This is a genomic window from Pseudomonas sp. AE27 (assembly GCF_037113495.1).
Lineage (GTDB): Bacteria > Pseudomonadota > Gammaproteobacteria > Pseudomonadales > Pseudomonadaceae > Aquipseudomonas > Aquipseudomonas palmensis.
This window is the reverse complement of the sequence record NZ_CP146966.1, coordinates 4,050,787-4,069,257: the sequence shown is the minus strand read 5'-3', so window position 1 is coordinate 4,069,257 and position 18,471 is coordinate 4,050,787. Positions and strand designations below refer to the sequence as shown.

19 protein-coding genes are annotated in these 18,471 nt (G+C 65.7%); 9 read left to right on the top strand and 10 right to left on the bottom strand.

Annotation, left to right across the window (positions count from 1 at the left end; all coding sequences use genetic code 11):
• The first annotated feature begins 15 nt into the window (after nucleotides 1-15).
• The 3 genes from V9K84_RS18690 to V9K84_RS18680 are packed head-to-tail and all read left to right on the top strand — an operon-like array spanning nucleotide 16 to nucleotide 2,362.
• Nucleotides 16-591: a YfiR family protein gene (locus V9K84_RS18690; protein ID WP_043860717.1), complete on the top strand. Its 576-nt coding sequence runs from the start codon at nucleotides 16-18 to the stop codon at nucleotides 589-591.
• A complete protein-coding gene (locus V9K84_RS18685; protein WP_043860716.1) occupies nucleotides 588-1,865 on the top strand; it encodes a diguanylate cyclase in 1,278 nt (425 codons plus the stop codon). The genes V9K84_RS18690 and V9K84_RS18685 overlap by 4 nt, the downstream gene beginning before the upstream one ends.
• On the top strand, nucleotides 1,862-2,362 hold the full coding sequence (locus V9K84_RS18680; protein WP_088513838.1) for an OmpA family protein: 501 nt from the start codon (nucleotides 1,862-1,864) through the stop codon (nucleotides 2,360-2,362). Before V9K84_RS18685 ends, V9K84_RS18680 begins: the two co-directional genes overlap by 4 nt.
• Here V9K84_RS18680 and V9K84_RS18675 read toward each other — a convergent pair.
• Nucleotides 2,359-3,306 (bottom strand): LysR family transcriptional regulator, encoded by a 948-nt coding sequence (locus V9K84_RS18675; RefSeq protein WP_043860715.1) that lies wholly within the window; start codon nucleotides 3,304-3,306, stop codon nucleotides 2,359-2,361. The genes V9K84_RS18680 and V9K84_RS18675 overlap by 4 nt on opposite strands.
• A 134-nt stretch (nucleotides 3,307-3,440) precedes the next feature.
• Between V9K84_RS18675 and V9K84_RS18670 the strand changes: the two genes are divergently transcribed.
• Together V9K84_RS18670 and mmsB are read left to right on the top strand one after the other, a co-directional pair.
• Nucleotides 3,441-4,967 carry a CoA-acylating methylmalonate-semialdehyde dehydrogenase gene (locus tag V9K84_RS18670; RefSeq protein ID WP_043860714.1) on the top strand — a complete coding sequence of 509 codons (1,527 nt, stop codon included), beginning with the start codon at nucleotides 3,441-3,443 and terminating at the stop codon, nucleotides 4,965-4,967.
• A 10-nt stretch (nucleotides 4,968-4,977) separates the two neighbouring features.
• The gene (mmsB, locus tag V9K84_RS18665; protein ID WP_043860713.1) at nucleotides 4,978-5,865 is read left to right on the top strand and encodes a 3-hydroxyisobutyrate dehydrogenase; all 888 of its coding nucleotides are present in this window, start codon (nucleotides 4,978-4,980) and stop codon (nucleotides 5,863-5,865) included.
• Nucleotides 5,866-5,943: 78 nt separating this feature from the next.
• Here mmsB and V9K84_RS18660 read toward each other — a convergent pair whose 3' ends face one another.
• The 7 genes from V9K84_RS18660 to V9K84_RS18630 are packed head-to-tail and all read right to left on the bottom strand — an operon-like array spanning nucleotide 5,944 to nucleotide 12,653.
• Nucleotides 5,944-6,876 (bottom strand): phosphatidate cytidylyltransferase, encoded by a 933-nt coding sequence (locus V9K84_RS18660; RefSeq protein WP_043860712.1) that lies wholly within the window; start codon nucleotides 6,874-6,876, stop codon nucleotides 5,944-5,946.
• A gap of 1 nt (nucleotide 6,877) precedes the next feature.
• Nucleotides 6,878-7,501 (bottom strand): lysophospholipid acyltransferase family protein, encoded by a 624-nt coding sequence (locus tag V9K84_RS18655; RefSeq protein ID WP_058540751.1) that lies wholly within the window; start codon nucleotides 7,499-7,501, stop codon nucleotides 6,878-6,880.
• Between the two features lie 10 nt (nucleotides 7,502-7,511).
• A complete protein-coding gene (locus V9K84_RS18650) occupies nucleotides 7,512-7,967 on the bottom strand; it encodes a hypothetical protein (RefSeq protein ID WP_078481796.1) in 456 nt (151 codons plus the stop codon).
• A complete protein-coding gene (locus V9K84_RS18645) occupies nucleotides 7,964-9,283 on the bottom strand; it encodes a phosphatase PAP2/dual specificity phosphatase family protein (protein ID WP_088513837.1) in 1,320 nt (439 codons plus the stop codon). Before V9K84_RS18645 ends, V9K84_RS18650 begins: the two co-directional genes overlap by 4 nt.
• Nucleotides 9,280-11,037 carry a bifunctional alpha/beta hydrolase/class I SAM-dependent methyltransferase gene (locus V9K84_RS18640; protein WP_088513836.1) on the bottom strand — a complete coding sequence of 586 codons (1,758 nt, stop codon included), beginning with the start codon at nucleotides 11,035-11,037 and terminating at the stop codon, nucleotides 9,280-9,282. Before V9K84_RS18640 ends, V9K84_RS18645 begins: the two co-directional genes overlap by 4 nt.
• Before the next feature lie 30 nt (nucleotides 11,038-11,067).
• Nucleotides 11,068-11,673: a CDP-alcohol phosphatidyltransferase family protein gene (locus tag V9K84_RS18635; RefSeq protein ID WP_054916548.1), complete on the bottom strand. Its 606-nt coding sequence runs from the start codon at nucleotides 11,671-11,673 to the stop codon at nucleotides 11,068-11,070.
• 41 nt (nucleotides 11,674-11,714) lie between these two features.
• Entirely contained in the window at nucleotides 11,715-12,653 is a 939-nt protein-coding gene (locus V9K84_RS18630; protein ID WP_088513835.1) for a LysR family transcriptional regulator, read from the bottom strand.
• A 77-nt stretch (nucleotides 12,654-12,730) separates the two neighbouring features.
• Here V9K84_RS18630 and V9K84_RS18625 point away from each other — a divergent pair, with 77 nt between their 5' ends.
• Nucleotides 12,731-13,495: a sulfite exporter TauE/SafE family protein gene (locus tag V9K84_RS18625; protein WP_088513834.1), complete on the top strand. Its 765-nt coding sequence runs from the start codon at nucleotides 12,731-12,733 to the stop codon at nucleotides 13,493-13,495.
• Here V9K84_RS18625 and V9K84_RS18620 read toward each other — a convergent pair.
• Entirely contained in the window at nucleotides 13,485-13,799 is a 315-nt protein-coding gene (locus tag V9K84_RS18620) for a putative quinol monooxygenase (RefSeq protein WP_043860704.1), read from the bottom strand. The two genes, V9K84_RS18625 and V9K84_RS18620, sit on opposite strands and share 11 nt — an antisense overlap.
• A 185-nt stretch (nucleotides 13,800-13,984) precedes the next feature.
• On the opposite strand from V9K84_RS18620, the gene V9K84_RS18615 reads away from it, so the two are divergent.
• The 3 genes from V9K84_RS18615 to ggt all read left to right on the top strand — a co-directional run bounded on the left by V9K84_RS18615 (nucleotide 13,985) and on the right by ggt (nucleotide 17,287).
• Nucleotides 13,985-14,575, top strand: coding sequence for an NAD(P)H-dependent oxidoreductase (locus V9K84_RS18615; protein WP_054916551.1), 591 nt, complete (start codon nucleotides 13,985-13,987; stop codon nucleotides 14,573-14,575).
• 67 nt (nucleotides 14,576-14,642) lie between these two features.
• Nucleotides 14,643-15,539 carry a LysR family transcriptional regulator gene (locus V9K84_RS18610; RefSeq protein WP_054916552.1) on the top strand — a complete coding sequence of 299 codons (897 nt, stop codon included), beginning with the start codon at nucleotides 14,643-14,645 and terminating at the stop codon, nucleotides 15,537-15,539.
• 80 nt (nucleotides 15,540-15,619) lie between these two features.
• Nucleotides 15,620-17,287, top strand: coding sequence for a gamma-glutamyltransferase (ggt, locus tag V9K84_RS18605; protein WP_088513833.1), 1,668 nt, complete (start codon nucleotides 15,620-15,622; stop codon nucleotides 17,285-17,287).
• Nucleotides 17,288-17,440: 153 nt separating this feature from the next.
• Here the strand turns inward: ggt and V9K84_RS18600 are convergent, their stop codons facing one another.
• Nucleotides 17,441-18,376, bottom strand: coding sequence for a transposase (locus V9K84_RS18600; protein WP_338791484.1), 936 nt, complete (start codon nucleotides 18,374-18,376; stop codon nucleotides 17,441-17,443).
• Between the last annotated feature and the right edge of the window lie 95 nt (nucleotides 18,377-18,471).

The window sequence follows — 18,471 nt, the reverse complement described above, 5'->3', positions numbered from 1 at the left end:
TAAGAGATTTCCTATATGAAGGTCGCCGCCCTTACACCGGGACGTGTAAAACGCTGGAGGCTCATGCTGCTGGCGGCGTTGGTGCTGGTACTTCCGCTGCACGGCATGGCCCAGGGCGCCGCAGCCGCCACACTGGCCGAGCAGCGGGCCAAGGCAGTGACCCAGGTGGTACTGGGTATCCTCAGTTACGCGCGCTGGCCGGTGGAACCCGAACAGCTGCGCCTGTGCCTGATCGGCCCTACCGAATATGCCGACGACCTGGTCAAGGGGACCACCCAGGCCACCGGCCGGCCGCTGACCGTACGTCGTCTGCTGGCGGGGGATCCGCGTATCCTCACCCAGTGCGACGCGGTGTACATCGGCAAGCTCAGTGGCGAGGCGCGCAGCCAGCTCATCAGCGCGATCAACGGCAAGCCGGTGCTGAGCATCAGCGAAGCGGATGACCCCTGTACGGTCGGCAGCCTGTTCTGCCTGCGGGTCAAGGACACCCAGGTGGCCTTTGACGTGAACCTCGACTCGGTGGCGCGCAGCGGCGTGCGCATCCATCCCAGCGTGCTGCAATTGTCGCGGCGCCGAGCGCTGCAGCCATGATCGGCTGGCTCAAGACACGCGAACGGACCACGTTGCGCGCGGTGCTCAGCCGCGGGCACCTGGGCGTGGCGTTGCTGGCCATCGGGCTGGCCGGCATCTCGCTGACCGTGCTGGGGGTGCTGGCATTGCGCGTCTATGCCAACCACAACCTTCACCTGATTGCCCGTTCGATCAACTACACCGTCGAGGCCGCGGTGGTGTTCAACGACAGCAGCGCCGCCAACGAAGCCCTGGCGCTGATTGCTGCGGCCGAGGAAGTGGCCAACGTCAAGGTCTTCGACGATGCGGACCAGTTGCTGGCCAGTTGGGAGCGCAGCGAAGGCGGCATGCTCGACCAGCTGGAGCTCAAGATCGCCCGGACCCTGCTCGAAGAGCCGATCCGGCTGCCGGTGGTGCACCAGGGCCAGCAGGTGGGGCGCATCGAGCTGGTTGGCCAGGGCGGCAGCCTGATGCGCTTTCTGCTCAGTGGCCTGGCGGGCATCCTGCTGTGCACGGCGCTCAGCGCGGTAAGTGCCCTGTACCTCTCGCGCCGACTATTCGCCGATATCGTGGGGCCCCTGCGCGGGCTGGCCAGCGTGGCCCATGCGGCGCGGCGCGAACGCAGCTTCGACCGGCGCGTGCCCTCCACCCAGATCGCCGAACTCAACGAGCTGGGCAACGACTTCAATGCCCTGCTCGACGAAATGGAAGCCTGGCAAAACCACCTGCAGAGCGAGAACGAGACCCTGGCCCACCAGGCCAGCCACGACAGCCTGACCGGCCTGCCCAACCGGGCGTTCTTCGAGGGCCGCCTGAGCCGCAGCCTGCGCAACGCGATCAAGCATGGCGACGGGCTGGCGCTGCTGTTTCTGGACAGCGACCGCTTCAAGGAAATCAACGACAGCTACGGCCATGCCGCAGGCGACGAGGTGCTGGTCGCCGTGGCCAGCCGGGTGCGTGCGCAGCTGCGCGAGCACGACCTGGTGGCGCGTCTGGGGGGGGACGAATTTGCGGTGCTGCTTACCCCTCTGCATCGCTTCGAGGATGCCCAGCGTATCGCCGACAAGATAGCCGCCAGCATGAGCCTGCCTATCCGCCTGCCGGACGGCCAGTGCGTCGTTACCTCGTTGAGCGTTGGCATCGCAGTGTTTCCCGATGACGGCCGTACCCCGGCCGAGTTGCTCAATGCCGCCGATGCGGCGATGTACCAGGCCAAGCGTCACACCCGTGACGGGCCCCAGTCGGCAGAGGCGGAGTTCTCTGCGTCCAGCGCAAAAACAGGAGCTGAACCGTGATTCACCTGACTCGATACCTTCGCTTGCACCTGGCCTTTCTGGCCCTGGCCCTTTTCGCCCTCGGCGGCTGCCAGACCCCGCCGCCCAAGGGCCTGACCCCCGAGCAGATAGCCGTGCTCAAACAGGAGGGGTTCACCCCCACCGACGAGGGCTGGACCTTCGGCCTGTCCGGCAAGGTGCTGTTCGGCAGCGACCTGGATGCACTCAACACCCAGAGCCGCGAGATCGTCGAACGTATCGGCAAGGCGCTGCTGTCGGTGCGCATCGAGCGGGTGCGGGTGGATGGCCATACCGATTCGTCCGGCAAGGCCAGCTACAACGAACAGCTGTCGGCGCGCAGGGCGGCCAGCGTGGCCAGGGTGCTGGTGGGCGTGGGCATGCGCCCGGAGAACGTCGAGACCCGCGGCCTTGGCAGCCGCGAGCCGGTGGCCAGCAACGACACCGCCGCCGGCCGCACCGAAAACCGCCGCGTGGCGATCGTGGTCGCCTCCGACTAGTCGGCAAAACTCATCGTGTGCGACTCGCCCATCAGCAGGGGCGCGTTGCGCTCGGTCACGTCGCGGATGTAGTCCCACAGCAGCGTGATGCGCTTGAGCTTGCGCAAGTCTTCCCGGCAGTACATCCAGAACTGCCGGGTAATCTCCACTTCCCCCGGCAGCACCGGCACCAGCCGCGGGTCCTGTGCGGCCAGAAAACACGGCAGGATGGCCAGCCCGCGACCCTGCTGGGCCGCCACGTACTGGGCGATCACGCTGGTGCTGCGCAGGTGTGCGGTGGCGGTGGGCAGCAGGTTGGCCAGGTACAGCAGCTCGGAGCTGAATGCCAGGTCGTCCACGTAGCTGATGAACGGGTGCCGGGCCAGGTCGCTGCTGCGCAGGATCGGCTCGTGGTTGTCCAGGTAGTCGCGGGTGGCGTACAGGCGCAGGCGGTAGTCGCACAGCTTGCAGCACACATAGGGCCCGTGTTCCGGGCGCTCCAGCGCGATCACGATGTCGGCCTCGCGTTTGGACAGGCTGATGAAGTGCGGCAGCGGCAGGATATCCACCGAGATCGCCGGGTAGGCATCGACGAAGTGGCTCAACTGCGGGGTGATGAAGAAGCTGCCGAAGCCTTCGGTGCAGCCCATGCGCACATGCCCCGACAGCGCCACGCCCGAGCCGGACACCTGCTCGCAGGCCATGTGCAGGGTGCTCTCGATGGCCTCGGCATAGCTGAGCAGGCGCTGCCCCTCGGCGGTGAGCACGAAGCCGCTGGTGCGCGACTTTTCGAACAGCAACGTGCCCAGCGCCACCTCCAGCGAACTGATGCGCCGCGACACCGTGGTGTAGTCCACGCCCAGGCGCTTGGCCGCGCTGCTGGCCTTGCGCGTGCGCGCCACTTCGAGGAAGAACTTGAGGTCGTCCCAGTTCAGCGACCCCAGGGATGTGATGTTTTTTTGCATGTTGGTCCGGCTTTTATGTGCGTTCTTATTAGAAGTTTGCACATCTATACTCCAATTCAGCCCAGGACCCAAGCACCGTCGCGGCTGCCGCGTCGGCGTTTCTCTCCCTAACAATAAATCCAGGAGAACCCCTCATGAACGCATCCCTCACGCCCGGCCAGACCAAGGTCGACAGCGTCAAGCTGCTGATCGACGGCCAGTGGGTCGAGTCGAAAACCACCGAATGGCGCGACGTGGTCAACCCGGCCACCCAGCAGGTGCTGGCCCGCGTACCCTTTGCCACCGCCGAAGAAGTCGATGCCGCCATCGCTGCCGGCCAGCGTGCGTTCAAGACCTGGCGCGACACCCCGATCGGCGCGCGCATGCGCATCATGCTCAAGCTGCAGGCGCTGATCCGCGAACACTCCAAGCGCATCGCCGTGACCCTGAGCGCCGAGCAGGGCAAGACCATCGCCGACGCCGAAGGCGACATATTCCGCGGCCTTGAGGTGGTCGAGCATGCCTGCTCCATCGGCACCCTGCAGATGGGCGAGTTCGCCGAGAACGTGGCCGGCGGCGTCGATACCTACACCCTGCGCCAGCCCATCGGCGTGTGCGCCGGCATCACCCCGTTCAACTTCCCGGCAATGATTCCGCTGTGGATGTTTCCGATGGCCATCGTGTGCGGCAACACCTTCGTGCTCAAGCCGTCCGAGCAGGACCCGCTGTCGACCATGATGCTGGTGGAGCTGGCGCTGGAAGCCGGTGTGCCGGCCGGCGTGCTCAACGTGGTGCACGGCGGCAAGCAGGTGGTGGATGCGCTGTGCACCCATACCGACATCAAGGCGATCTCGTTCGTCGGCTCCACCGAGGTCGGTACCCACGTGTACAACCTGGCCGGCCAGCACGGCAAGCGCGTGCAGTCGATGATGGGCGCCAAGAACCACGCCGTGGTGCTGCCCGACGCCAACCGCACGCAAACCCTCAATGCCCTGGTAGGTGCCGGTTTCGGCGCCGCCGGTCAACGCTGCATGGCCACCTCGGTGGCGGTGCTGGTGGGCAAGGCCCGCGAATGGCTGCCGGAGCTCAAGGCCCTGGCCGCCAAGCTCAAGGTCAACGCCGGCAGCGAGCCTGGCACCGATGTGGGCCCGCTGATCTCCAAGCGCGCCAAGGAGCGTGTGCTGGGCCTGATCGAAAGCGGCATCAAGGAAGGCGCCACCCTCGAACTCGATGGCCGCGACGTGCAGGTGCCCGGCTACGAGCAGGGCAACTTCGTCGGCCCCACGCTGTTCTCCGGCGTGACCACCGACATGCAGATCTACACCCAGGAAATCTTCGGCCCGGTGCTTGTGGTGCTGGAGGTCGACACCCTCGACGAGGCCATCGCGCTGGTCAACCGCAACCCGTTCGGCAACGGCACCGGCCTGTTCACCCAGAGCGGCGCCGCGGCGCGCAAGTTCCAGAGCGAGATCGACGTGGGCCAGGTGGGCATCAACATTCCGATCCCGGTGCCGGTACCGTTCTTCAGTTTCACCGGTTCGCGCGGCTCCAAGCTGGGTGACCTGGGCCCCTACGGCAAGCAAGTGGTGCAGTTCTACACCCAGACCAAGACCGTCACCGCGCGCTGGTTCGACGACGACAGCGTCAACGATGGCGTGAACACCACCATCAGCCTGCGTTAAGGAGTCGACCATGCGTATTGCATTCATCGGGCTGGGCAACATGGGCGCGCCGATGGCGCGCAACCTGATCAAGGCCGGCCATCAGCTCAGTCTGTTCGACCTGAACAAGGAGGTACTGGCAGAGCTGGCCGAACTCGGCGGGCAGATCAGTGCCTCGCCCAAGGACGCGGCCAGCGCCAGCGAGCTGGTCATCACCATGCTGCCGGCCGCTGCCCATGTGCGCAGCGTGTACCTCAACGAAGACGGCGTGCTGGCCGGCGTACGCGCCGGTACCCCGGTAGTGGACTGCAGCACCATCGACCCGCAGACCGTGCGTGCGGTGCATGCAGCGGCGGCCAGGCAGGGTGTGGACCTGGCCGATGCACCGGTGTCGGGCGGCACCGGCGGCGCGGCGGCGGGTACCCTGACCTTCATGGTCGGCGCCAGTGAGGCGCTGTTCGCCACCCTGCAGCCGGTGCTGGCGCAGATGGGGCGCAATATCGTGCACTGCGGCGAGGTGGGTACCGGGCAGATCGCCAAGATCTGCAACAACCTGCTGCTGGGCATCTCGATGATCGGCGTGTCCGAGGCCATGGCCCTGGGCAATGCCCTGGGCATCGACACCAAGGTGCTGGCCGGCATCATCAACAGCTCCACCGGGCGTTGCTGGAGTTCGGACACCTACAACCCGTGGCCGGGCATCGTCGAGACGGCGCCGGCATCACGCGGGTACACCGGTGGCTTTGGTGCGGAGCTGATGCTCAAGGACCTGGGGCTGGCCACCGAGGCGGCGCGTCAGGCGCACCAGCCGGTGATTCTGGGCGCGGTGGCGCAGCAGCTGTACCAGGCGATGAGCCTGCGCGGGGAGGGTGGCAAGGACTTCTCGGCGATCATCGAGGGCTACCGCAAGCCCGAGTAGAAAAGCTTCGCCAGCAAGGCTGGCTCCTACAGGTGAACGTGTTGCCTGTAGGAGCCGGCCTTGCCGGCGAAAGGGCCCTCAAGCCCACCAGTACCGTACAAAGTGAAAGAACACCGGCGCCGCGAAACATACCGAATCCATGCGGTCCAGCATGCCGCCGTGCCCCTCGATCATGTGCCCCCAGTCCTTCACCCCGCGGTCACGCTTGATCGCCGACATCACCAGCCCGCCAAAGAAGCCCATGACGTTCACGGTCAGCGCCATCAGCGCCGCCTGCCAGAAGGTGAACGGGGTGATCCAGAACAGCGTCGCGCCGATCAGCGTGGCCAGCGCCACACCGCCCAGCAACCCCTCCAGCGTCTTGGACGGCGACAGCCGCGGCGCCACCTTGCGTTTGCCGAACAGCTTGCCGCACACGTACTGCAGTACATCGGAAATCTGCACCACCAGAATCAGCCAGGCGATCAACAGCAGGTTGCGCCCCTCGAACCCGGGGATATCCAGCGTCATCAGGGCCGGTACCGACGACAGGCAGTACACCGCGATCATCAGCCCCCACTGCACCTTCGAGGCCCGCTCCAGAAAGCGCGTGGTATCGCCGCCGAAACTGGCCAGGATCGGCAGCAGCAAGAACAGGTACACCGGGATGAAGATACTGAACAACCCGTACCAGTCCATCGCGATCAGCAGGTACTGCACCGGCAGCGCCACATAGAACGCCGCCACCAGTGCCGGGTAGTCGCCACGCCGGGTGGGCGTGAGGGTGAGGAACTCGCGCAGCGCATAGAACGACACGCAATAGAACAGCAGGATGACCCCCAGCTTGCCGAACACGAAGGCCAGGCCGATCACCAGCACCATCACCCACCAGGCATTGATGCGCGCATTGAGGTTGTCGATGACCGCGTGCGGGGCCGGGCCCGCGCGCCATTTGAGCAGGCGCCCGATCAGGCTGGCGAGCAGCAGCAGGCCACCGATACCGGCAAACAGCAGAAGTGTGTTGTGGTCCATCTCAGGATTCCTTGGGGGCCAGGGCCAGCAGGGCAAGGCGTGCCCGTTCCAGAAACGCGTGCTTGCTGTCATCGGGCAAGCGTTGCAGCGGCTCGCCGAAGCTCAGGGTGCACAGCAGCGGCAGGGGCAGGGCACGGCCCTTGGGCATCACCCGGTTGAGGTTGGCGATCCACACCGGGATCACCTCCACCTCGGGGTGGGCACTGGCCAGATGGAACAGCCCGCTCTTGAACGCCAGCAAGGGCTCGTCGCCCAGGTTGCGCGTGCCTTCGGGGAAGAAGATCAGCGAGTCGCCCTGCTCCAGCGCCGCATGGATCGGCTGCAAGGGGTCGCTCTGAGCCTCGCTGTGCTGGCGGTCGATCAGCACGCCGTTGAACACCCGGTTGATCAGAAATTGGCGAATGCCCGGTTTTTGCCAGTAATCGGCCCCGGCCACCGGGCGGGTGTGCCGGCGCAGTTCCTGGGGCAGCGAGGCCCAGATCAGCACGAAGTCCCCGTGGCTGCTGTGGTTGGCGTAGTACAGGCGTTGCACCGGCTGCGGTGTACAGCCCAGCCACAGGGCGCGGGCGCCCGTGATCAGGCGGGCCACCGAGGTGATGCCGAAGGCGGTGAGGGCGGCTAGCATGACGAGGTCCTTATCCGACGAGAGAAAGCCAGGGCAGGCACAGGATGCCGGCAATCGCCAGCAGTACCTGCACGCCAAGGCACAGCAGTTGCTGGCGCATCAGGCGCAGTGCGGCCCGGCTGCGCGCCTGCCAGTCGCGGTCGTCGACCGGGGCGGGCTTGAGGCCCAGGTCGAACAGCGCCTGGTCCAGCGCGCGGGTAGTTGGCGACAATGTTGCGGCCTGGGTGGCCAGGTGCGCGAACAGCTCGGCGTCCAGCGCAACCCGCATGCCCCAGTATTTTTGCAGCAGGCCGGCTGCCAGCAGCAGTACGCACAACAGGGCGCCGATCACAGGGGCCGGCGCGCCGGCAAGTGGCGCCAGGCCATAGGCCAGCGCCAGCAGGCTGATGCCGTCCGACAGGCGTTCCACCTGGCGCCCGCGCCGCAACAGGCTGGCCACCAGCGCCAGGTGGGTCTGGCTACTCACAGGCCGCCCCCCGCCGGCAGGCTGTCGATCACCTGGCGGTGCGCCGGGTGCAGCACGACCCCGGGGCGGGCCTGGGCGATCAGTTGCTGGGCCTGCTGTGCGTTCTGGCAGCGCCCGCCGAGTACCAGCCAGGCGGCCACGGCGCAGGCACTGCGCGAGTAACCCAGGGCGCAGCACACCAGTAGCGGGCCCTGCTGGCGCAGTCGCTCGATGGCCTGGGCCGCCTCGCGGCAACGTTCGGCACTGGGCACCACCAGGTCCAGGCAGGGCAGGCTGCAATAGGCCTGGCCCGGCGTGTGTGCCGCCGGCAGTTCTGCACACAGGTCGACCACCGCGGCAAACGATGCCGCCTGACCTCGTGCAGGCACCCGCCCCAGGTACACCCCCTCGCACACCTCGTCGGCCTGTGGATGGCGGCGCGTCCACCAACGCGAATTGAGCCAGGCGCCGATCAGGTACGGCGCCAGCAGCCAGCGCGCGGCATACGACAACTGGCCGCTCGGGCCTTTCTGAAAGCCCTCGACGCCCAACACGGCATAGTTGAGCGCCACCATCAGCAGTGCGAGGGCGGGCCACAGCAGCAACAGGGCGATACCGCCGGCATACAGCGCCAGCCCACCCAGCACGGCGCTGCCCAGCGCGTAGTACGCGGCCAGGCGCCAGCGCCGGCGGTCACGGGTCGGCTGCAGGCTGCCCAGTACCGGCCGGCCCTCCACGGGCCACAGCCACACACACAGCGCGCCTGCCACTGCGCCACTGGGCACGTCGATGAAGTGGTGCTGCCAGGTGGTCAGCACCGACAAACCGATCAACCCCATCCAGCCATGCAGCAGCCAGCGCACCAGCCGCCCACGGGTGTGCCGGGCGAACATCGCCCAGATGATCACCAGCAGCGCGATGTGCAGCGAAGGGGCCTGGTTGAACGGCTTGTCGAAGCCCATCAGCACATCGAACAGCCAGCCGAACACGCCCTGCAGTTCAGGGCGCTCGAAGGTGAAGCGCAGCGGCCACAGCAGAAAGCCGGCGATGCAGATCAACTGTGCGCTCAGCAGGCGCAAGGCATGCCGGTCTATCTCCAGGCGGCTGAGCGGCAGCAGGAAGGACAACCCGTACAGCAGGTCGATGGACCAGTACGGCAGGATGGTCCACGGCCACAGCGGGATGCTGCTTTCCCAGGCGAACACCAGGCTGCCGACGTCGCTGCGCCTGGCGGTGAAGGTGTTGCTCAGGCCATAGCTCAAGAAGAACAGCGGCCCGAGCAACAGCAGCCAGAGCACGCCGCGCCGGATCAGGCCCGGCTCGCGCACTGTGCTCATTCAGCAACTCGCTGGGCCAGGCTGACGCTGAAGATGCCCCACTCGTCGATGCGCTGGCACACCTTGCGAAAGCCTGCCGCTTCCACCAGCTGGTCCATCTCCACCTGGCTGCGCCGACGCATCACCCAGGCCTGACCGGCGCGGTGGCTGGTCAGGGCGCGGGCGATCATCTCCAGCTGCGGGTGCCACGGCTGGCCGGTGTACACCAGGTAGCCGCCCGGCGCCACGGCCTGGGCCAGGCCGCCCAGCGAGTCGCCGACCATCTGGTTGCTGGCGAACAGTTCATACAGCCCCGATACCACCGCCAGGCTCGGACGCGGTTCAAGGGTGGCCAGGCTCTGCGCATCGAAGGCATCGCCCTGCACGAAGCGGGCGATGTCGGCCAGGCCTTTGTGTTCGATCAGCGCCGTGCCTTCGCGCACGTTGAGCTCGCTGTAGTCGCGCAGCAGGATCGAATCCGGGCGCTGCTCCAGGCCCTGCAGGGCTTCGAGAATGTAGCGGCCATGGCCGGCGGCGATGTCGACGATATGCACCGGTGCGCCTTGTTCGCGCAGGCGCTCGATGGCCAGGCGCAACAGCTCTTCCACATGCAGCTTGCGCTGGCGGATGCCCTTCCAGCCGATGGCGTCGAGGTAGTTGCGGTCGATCATGCGGCCCAGCTTGCCCTTGCCGGTGGCCTGGTTGCGGTAGACGTAGTCCAGCGTGCTGCCTGAATCGAAACCGGTGTCGAAGCCCAGTTTTACCCCGCTCGACAGGCCCTTGCCCAGGCGCAGGCCGGCGCGGGTTGCGCGCCAGTACAGGTCGGCCGGCGAGTTGTGCGGCAGCGGCGCGGCCAGGCTTTCGGCCTCGGCGCAGCTGGCGCCGAGCTGGTCGGCATCGAGCAGCGACGGGCGCTGGGGCGCCACGCTGAAGCAGTGCTCCACGAAGCGCCGGATACGCGCCAGCGCATGCCCGCGATCACGCTCGCCGAGGGTGTCGTGGAAGAAGCCGGGCAGCACGTGCTTTTCCTTGTGTACGCTGCCCAGGCGCTCGAAGAACTGCTCCTGCGGCTGGCGCTTGACCACGAAGTCGGCGCCGGAAATCAGCACTTGGGTCGGCACCTGGATCGCCTGGGCATCGGCCACCACGCGTTCGGCAGCTTCGTACAGCCCCAGCAGCATGTTCACCGAAATCGGCCGGCTGATCAGCGGGTCGTTTTCATACGAGGCGATGCGCTCGGGGTCGTGGCTGAGCAGGCGCGGCTTGACGTAGCTGTTGACGAAGAAGTTGCCGCGCCAGGCGCGCATCAGCTTGAGCCCCGGGCGGGCGAACGGCACGTACAGCTTGACCTTGAAGGCCGGCGAGGCGAGCACCAGGCAGCGCACCTTCGGCGCATAGTCATGCGCCCAGGTTGCGATCAGCACGGCGCCGACGCTTTGCGCCAGCACCGCCATGTCCTGTTCGTCGATGGCATGCTCGCGGGCGATGTGCTCGATGAAGGTCTGCACATCGCGCACGCTGCACGCGAAGCTCGGGCTGTCGCCACGGGCCCCGGGCGACTCGCCATGGCCACGGGCGTCCCAGGCGAAGAAGTCATGGCCGGGCAGGTCGAGTTCATCCACCAGGTGGGCCATGCGCCCGCCGTGTTCGTGGCCACGGTGGAACAGCACCACGGCGCGGCGCGGCTGGCCGGGCTGGCGGTTGGCCGGCCAGTGGCGGTAATGCAGCTCTACGCCGTCATGGGTGGTGAAATGCAGGGATTGCGCGGTGCGCATGGCAAATATCCTTATCTGGCTCGGAGGGCTTCAGCGGGGTTGCGCCAGGCCTCGGCTCACCCGGTTGTAGAGGGTATGAAGCGACAGCAGCAGCACCACCAGCAACACGCCGTTGAGCCACGCTGCGCTCAGCAGGCCGGTGGCCACGCCGGCACCGAGCACACCGAACACGAAGGCACGGTCGCTCTTGCCCATCGGGCCGTCATAACGGCGTTCGGCGCCTACCAGGGGGCCCATCACCCCGGCGTATTCGCTCACCAGCGCGGCCAGCACCACGATCACCACCAGCGCCGGCGACACGCCCGGCAGCAGGGCGAAGGGCAGGTACAGTGCGCTGTCGGCGACCACGTCGCACAGCTCGTTGAGGTAGGCGCCCAGGCGTGACTGCTGGCCGAATTCCCGGGCGAGCATGCCGTCGATGGCATTGAGCGCCATGCGCAGCAGCATCCAGGCCGGCACCAGGGCGAACAGCCAGGTGATGTGCGGTGCGGCGGCCAGCAGCAGGCCGAGCGCCACACTGACCGCCGCGGCGGCGACCGTCACCTGGTTGGCAGTTATGCCGCGCTCGTACAGACGCTTGACCATAGGGCGCAGCAGCGCCTGGAAGCGCGGTTTCAACTGGTAGATCGACGGCACGGAAAACTCCCTTTACGGCTCGTAGGCACGGCATTGTCTTGTTACATAGCGGTGCGCGAAGGCGATTGTGGGTGGATTGTCCCTGCCGGGGCAATAGCGCCTGCCGACAAGCTTTGCAGAAGTGTGCGCGTGTGCCCGGGAAGCGCCGAAAAATTGCGGCTGCACAGGCGCAGCTGGCGTTGTGCCCAGGGTTCGTCCAGCGCCAGGCTGTGCAGCGCCAGCACCCCTTGCCAGCGTTGCACGGCAGCCTGCGGCACGATGCCCAGGCCTGCGCCATGGGCCACCATGCGTATCACCCCGTCGAAGCCTTCGGCACGTACCCGCACCTGCAGCCGGCGCCCCAGGTGCAGGGCCTGTTCCTCCAGGTACAGGGCCAGGGCGCTGTCTGCCTGCAGGCCGACATGGCCATGTTCAAGGGTGTCGGCAAAGCGCAGGTGCGGGTGGCTGGCCAGCGGGTGATCCGGCGCCATGATCAGCACCAGCGGGTCGTCGCGAAACGCCACGCTCTGCAGGTGCTCGCTGGCCACGGCATTGGAGATGATGCCCAGGTCGGCCTCGCCCTGGGTGATCGCCTGCACGATACGCAGGCTGGGCAATTCGACCACGTCCACGTCGATGGCCGGGTGGCGGGCCAGAAACGTCGCCAGCAGTTCGGGCAGGTACTCGGTCAGCGCCGCGGTGTTGCACAGCAGCCGCACCTGGCCCTGCAACCCCTGGGCATACTGGCCCAGGTCGAATTGCAGCCGCTGCACCTGCTGGCCGATCTGGCGCGCATGGTTGACCAGGGCCTGGCCGGCGGCCGTGGGGTGCACGCCGCGCCGGTTGCGCTGCAGCAGCGGTACGCCCAGCGAGCTTTCCATGGCGCGAATGCGCGCGCTGGCCGCCGGCAGCGACAGGTGGCTGCGCTGGGCGCCGGCGGTGATGTTGCCGCACTCCACGGTGTGCAGAAACAGTCGTAGGTCAATCAGATCGAAATGCATGAGCCTCTGCCTGGGCAATAGTCTGGCTCAGTATATGGCAACTGTTCACGGGCGTGCGGGCAGGGCAGCATGGGCCCATGACGACTTTATTCGGCTTCTATCAGGCTATCGGCCCGGCGCTGTCGCTGCTGGTTGTGCTTACCTTCGTGCTGGCAGGCACGGTCAAGGGCGTGATCGGCCTGGGCCTGCCCACCGTGGCCATGGGGTTGCTGGGGCTGGCTATGTCACCGGCGCAGGCTGCCGCGCTGCTGATCGTGCCGTCGACGGTCACCAACCTTTGGCAGCTGGCGGCGGGTGGCCACTTGCGTGCATTGCTGCGCAGGCTCTGGCCGATGCAACTGATGATCTTCATCGGCACCTTGCTGGGCAGTGTCTGGCTGGGCATCGACAGTGGCGCGTGGGCGGCGCACGCATTGGGCGTGGCGTTGCTGGTGTATGCACTGTACGGCCTGTGCCACCCAGGCCTGCACCTGGCCCCCCGCCACGAGCGCTGGCTGGGCCCGCTGTGCGGGTTGGTGACGGGCATCATCACCGCCGCCACCGGGGTGTTCGTGATACCGGCCGTACCGTACCTGCAGGCCCTGGGCCTGCACCGTGAACAGATGGTGCAGGCGCTGGGCCTGTCGTTCACCGTCTCGACCCTGGCGCTGGCCGTGGGCCTTGCCGGGCAGGGCGCACTGGGCGGCGAGGCGCTGGGGGCCTCGCTGGTGGTGCTGATACCGGCATTGCTGGGCATGTGGCTGGGCCAGTGCCTGCGTCAGCGCATCAGTGCCGTGCTGTTCAAACGCTGCTTTTTCATCGGCCTGGCGCTGCTGGGCGCCCATCTGGCGCTCAACGGCTAGCCGAGGACGGGCTGAGCATCTCGATCAACTGGATGTCGAAGTCGCGCTCAAGGTATTCCATGCGCCGCTCGGCAAACTGCTGCATGTGCGGCAGCGCCGAATGCACATCCAGTGCGGCCTTGCTGGCCCAGATTTCGTAGAACACGAACAGGCTTGGGTCCTGCCGGTCGCGCAGCATGTGGTACTCGATGCAGCCGGGCTCGGCACGGCTGGGTTCTACATAGCTGCGAAACAGCGCCTCGAACTCCTCGGCCTTTTCGGGGCGGGTCTTGGCTTTGAGGATGAAACCGTAGGGTTCGCTCATGGGGAGGCTCCTGTAAAAAGTGAGCCAATCTTATTTCAACAATAAGCGCTGAATTCGTGCTTTTTGGTCAAAAGCGTTTTGCCCGCGCGAGGGTATTTGCGCTGCGCTGAACTGATTAATCTGCCGCCATCACATTCACCGGGCCGCCCTTCTGTTGGCCGCCCCGAACACACATGAGGCAGATGATGAAGAAGATCCTGTTGCTCAACGGCGGCAAGCAGTTCGCCCACTCCGATGGCCGCCTGAACGAGACCCTGCACGAGGCCGCGCTGGCGTTTCTCGACCGCGCCGGTTTCGACGTCAGGAGCACCTACATCGATGGCGGCTACGACGTTGCCGAAGAAGTGCAGAAGTACCTCTGGGCCGACGTGGTCATCTACCAGATGCCCGGTTGGTGGATGGGCGCGCCGTGGACCGTCAAGCAGTACCTGGACGAAGTGTTCACCGCCGGCCACGGCAGCCTCTACGCCAGCGACGGGCGCACCCGCTCCGATGCGTCGAGCAAGTACGGCAGCGGCGGCCTGATCCAGGGCAAGCAGTACATGCTGTCGCTGACCTGGAACGCACCGCAGGAAGCGTTCGACGATCCGGCGCAGTTTTTCGAAGGCAAGGGCGTGGACGCGGTGTACTTCCCGTTCCACAAGGCCAACCAGTTCCTGGGCATGAGCGGTCTGCCGACCTACCTGGCCACCGACGTGATGAAGAACCCCAACGTCGAGGCTGCCGTGGCCGGCTACGAGCAGCACCTGGCCCGGGTTTTCCACACTGGCGCCTGATGAAGGGTTGCGCGGGCAACGCCAAGCGGCTATCTATCACGGCTGAACGCCACACCAGGGAACAGCCGTGAAAGCCAGGTCCGATGAATTGCAGATGTTCGTCTCGGTCATCGAGTGCGGCTCTATTTCCGCCGCCGCCGAACAGGGCGGGCAGACCCCGTCGGCCATCAGCCGCAGCCTGTCGCGGCTGGAGGCCAAGCTGGGCACCACGCTGATCAACCGCACCACGCGGCGCATGGACCTCACCGAAGAGGGGCGGTTTTTCTTCGAGCGTGCCAAGGCCATCCTGCAACAGATGGACGAACTCGAAGAGCGCCTGAGCCTGCACCGCCAGACCCCGTCCGGGCGCCTGCGCATCAATGCGGCGGCGCCGTTCATGCTGCATGCCATCGTGCCCTGGGTGGGGGAGTTCCGCCAGCTGTACCCGGATATCCAGCTGGAGCTCAACACCGACGACTTGATCATCGACCTGCTCGAACAGAGCACCGATATCGCCATCCGCATCGGCGAGCTGGCCGACTCCAGCCTGCACGCCCGCTCGCTGGGGTGCAGCCCGCTGCATGTGCTGGCCAGCCCCGCGTACCTTGCGCGGCGCGGTACGCCACGGCATGTGGAGGAACTGGCCGGGCATTCGCTGCTGGGCTTCACCCAGACCGAAACCCTCAATCACTGGCCGCTGCGCCACACCGAAGGCGACCGCCTGGCGATCCGCCCCGACCTGTGCGCCTCCAGCGGCGAAACCCTGCGCCACCTGGCGCTGGCCGGCGAAGGCATCGCCTGCCTGTCGCACTTCATGACCCACGAAGACCTCCAGGCCGGCCGCCTGCAACTGGTGCTGGCCGAGGCCAACAGCGGCTATCGCCAGCCGATCAACGCGGTGTACTACCGCAACTCGCAACTGGCCCTGCGTATCCAGTGCTTTCTGGATTTCATCCAGCACAAGCTGTCGATCTACGCCTGCTGAAAACCGCAGGCGGCATTTGAAAAATCCCTGGGCATGCGCCTTAATGGTTGTTCGATAAAAACAACACCAAGGAAACCCGCATGCGCACTCTGATGTTTCGAACGCTGACCTTGAGCGCTGCGATCGTCGCCAGCTCATCAGCCTATGCCGTGACGCTGGACGGCGGCGCGGTGGCCGCGCCCGATCAATATGGTGCACAGGTCGCCGCCGACATCCTCAAGAAGGGCGGCAACGCAGTGGACGCCGCGGTGGCCACTGCCTTCACCCTGGCCGTTACCTACCCCGAGGCCGGCAACATCGGCGGCGGCGGTTTCATGACCCTGTACATGGATGGCAACCCCTACTTCCTCGACTACCGTGAAGTGGCGCCCAAGGCGGCCAGCCGCAACATGTACCTGGACGACAAAGGCGAGATCATCGAGAACCTCAGCCTGGTGGGCGCCCGGGCCGCCGGGGTGCCGGGCACGGTGATGGGCCTGTGGGAGGCGCACCAGAAGTTCGGCAAGCTGCCCTGGGCCGAGCTGCTGACCCCGGCGGTGGGCTACGCGAAGAACGGCTTCAAGATCGCCGCCAAGCAGTACCAGTACCGCGAAGATGCCCAGGGGCTGTTCAAGGACAGCACCAACTTCAACGACTATTTCGGCAGCATGAAGGTGGGCGAGACCTTCAGGCAGCCCGAGCTGGCGCAGACCCTGGAGCGCATTGCCGACAAGGGTGTGAGCGAGTTCTACCAGGGCAAGACCGCCGACCTGCTGGTGGCGCAGATGCAGGCCGACAAGGGCCTGGTCAGCAAGGAAGACCTCAAGGACTACAAGGCCGTGTGGCGTGAGCCGATGGGCATCGAATGGCGTGGCAACGTGGTCTACACCGCGCCGCTGCCCAGCTCGGGCGGCATCGCGCTGGCGCAGTTGCTGGGCATCAAGGAAAACCGCGCAGCCGACTTCAAGGGTGTCGAGCTGAACTCGGCACGCTACATCCACCTGCTTTCGGAAATCGAGAAGCGTGTGTTCGCCGACCGTGCCGACTACCTGGGCGACCCGGCGTTTTCCAAGGTGCCGGTGGCGCAGCTGATTGCCAAGGACTACCTGGCCAAGCGCGCGCAAGAGGTCAACCCGACCGCCATCTCCGACACCGCCAAGGTGCGTCCGGGGCTGGAGCCGCACCAGACCACGCACTTCTCCATCGTCGACAAGCAGGGCAACGCGGTCAGCAACACCTACACCCTGAACTGGGACTACGGCAGCGGCGTGGTGGTGAAGGGCGCGGGCTTCCTGCTCAATGACGAGATGGACGACTTCAGTGCCAAGCCGGGTGTGGCGAACGCCTTCGGTGTGGTCGGTGGCGATGCCAATGCCATCGAGCCGGGCAAGCGCATGCTGTCGTCGATGGCGCCGAGCCTGGTGACCCGCGATGGCAAGGTCACGCTGGTGCTGGGTACGCCGGGTGGCTCGCGGATCTTCACCTCGATCTTCCAGGTGCTCAACAACCTATACGACTACAACCTGCCGCTGGAGAAGGCGGTGGCGGCGCAGCGTGTGCACCACCAGTTGCTGCCCAAGGACACTATCTACTACGACGCCTATGCGCCGCTCGATGGCAAGGTGGCCGAGGAACTGAAGAAGATGGGCTACACCCTGGAGGACCAGGGCTGGGAGATGGGCGATATCCAGGCGATCCGGGTGACGGGTTCGGCGCTGGAAACCGCGTCTGACCCGCGTGGACGCGGGGTGGGGCAGGTCGTCAAGTAAGGGCTGACAGCATCGCGGGCCAAGTCCGCTCCCACAAGGTTTCGCTGAACCTGGTGGGAGCAACTGTCTTTTTGTAGGAGCCGGCTCTGCCGTCGATGGGGTGCTTAGCGCCCCTGGCCCGGCGTAGCCGGGCATCGCCAGCAAAGCTGGCTCCTACGGTTGAGCGATCTGCTCCTGCCACGGCGTACCGGCCTTGAGCATCGCATTCAAACGGACGATCAGGACTCTCATGCATGCCACTACCGCTACCTTCGCTAGCTTTCCCTGGGCCCTCATAGCGGTATAACGCTCAGTGAAGTCCTTGTTGTGCCGGATGACGACCCAGCACGCCATGTACAGCGCCCGCCTGATTCGTGTCCGCCCTCCCCAGATCGAACGTTTGCCAGAGTGTTTGCCACTATCTTCGTTAAACGGCGCGACACCCACTAGAGCCGCGATCTCCTGGCGACTCACCTGACCCAGTTCCGGTAGCAATGCCACCAGTTTGGCGGCTGTGACCAGGCCGATACCTTTGACCTGCATGAGCTGCGCTACGCGGTCGTCATGCAGTTCCTCCGCCTGCTTGGCAATTTCTTGCTCAAGCGCTTTGATCTCGGCCTTCAGATAATTGATATGGCGCTCCAGACTCGCCAAAACACATGCCGTTTGCGCTTGCTTCAGTCGGCGCTTGTCATCGTCACGTTGCTGGACGAAACGATCCCGCTGGATCAGCAGTTCACGTAGCAAAGCTCGCTCAGGGGTCATCGTTACGCAACGTTGAGGCGGCAGCACCTCGGCGAAATGGGCAAGCACAGCTGCATCGATAGGGTCGGTCTTGGCACGCTTGCCCATGGACTTGGCGAAATCCCGGGCGCGATTGGGGTTGATTCGGAAGGCCGGGAAACCAGCACCTTGCAGTGCCCGAAGGGCACTGCATTCATAACCGCCGGTTGCTTCAAGCAAAATGGCTGAAACCTGGTACTCGCCAAGTTTTTCGACGAGCTGCTTAAATCCACTCAAGTCATTGGAAACATTGAAACTAATATCCTCGGGGCGGATGTGAACGGCGAGCGTGGCACTGGAAACATCGATACCGACAGAGGAAGACATGGCCAAACCCTCTTAGACTCAAGGTGTGAGAGTACTTTGGCTTGGCCCACGCTTGTGATTCGAGATTTGGCCCTCATCCAACTGTTCGGGCTCTC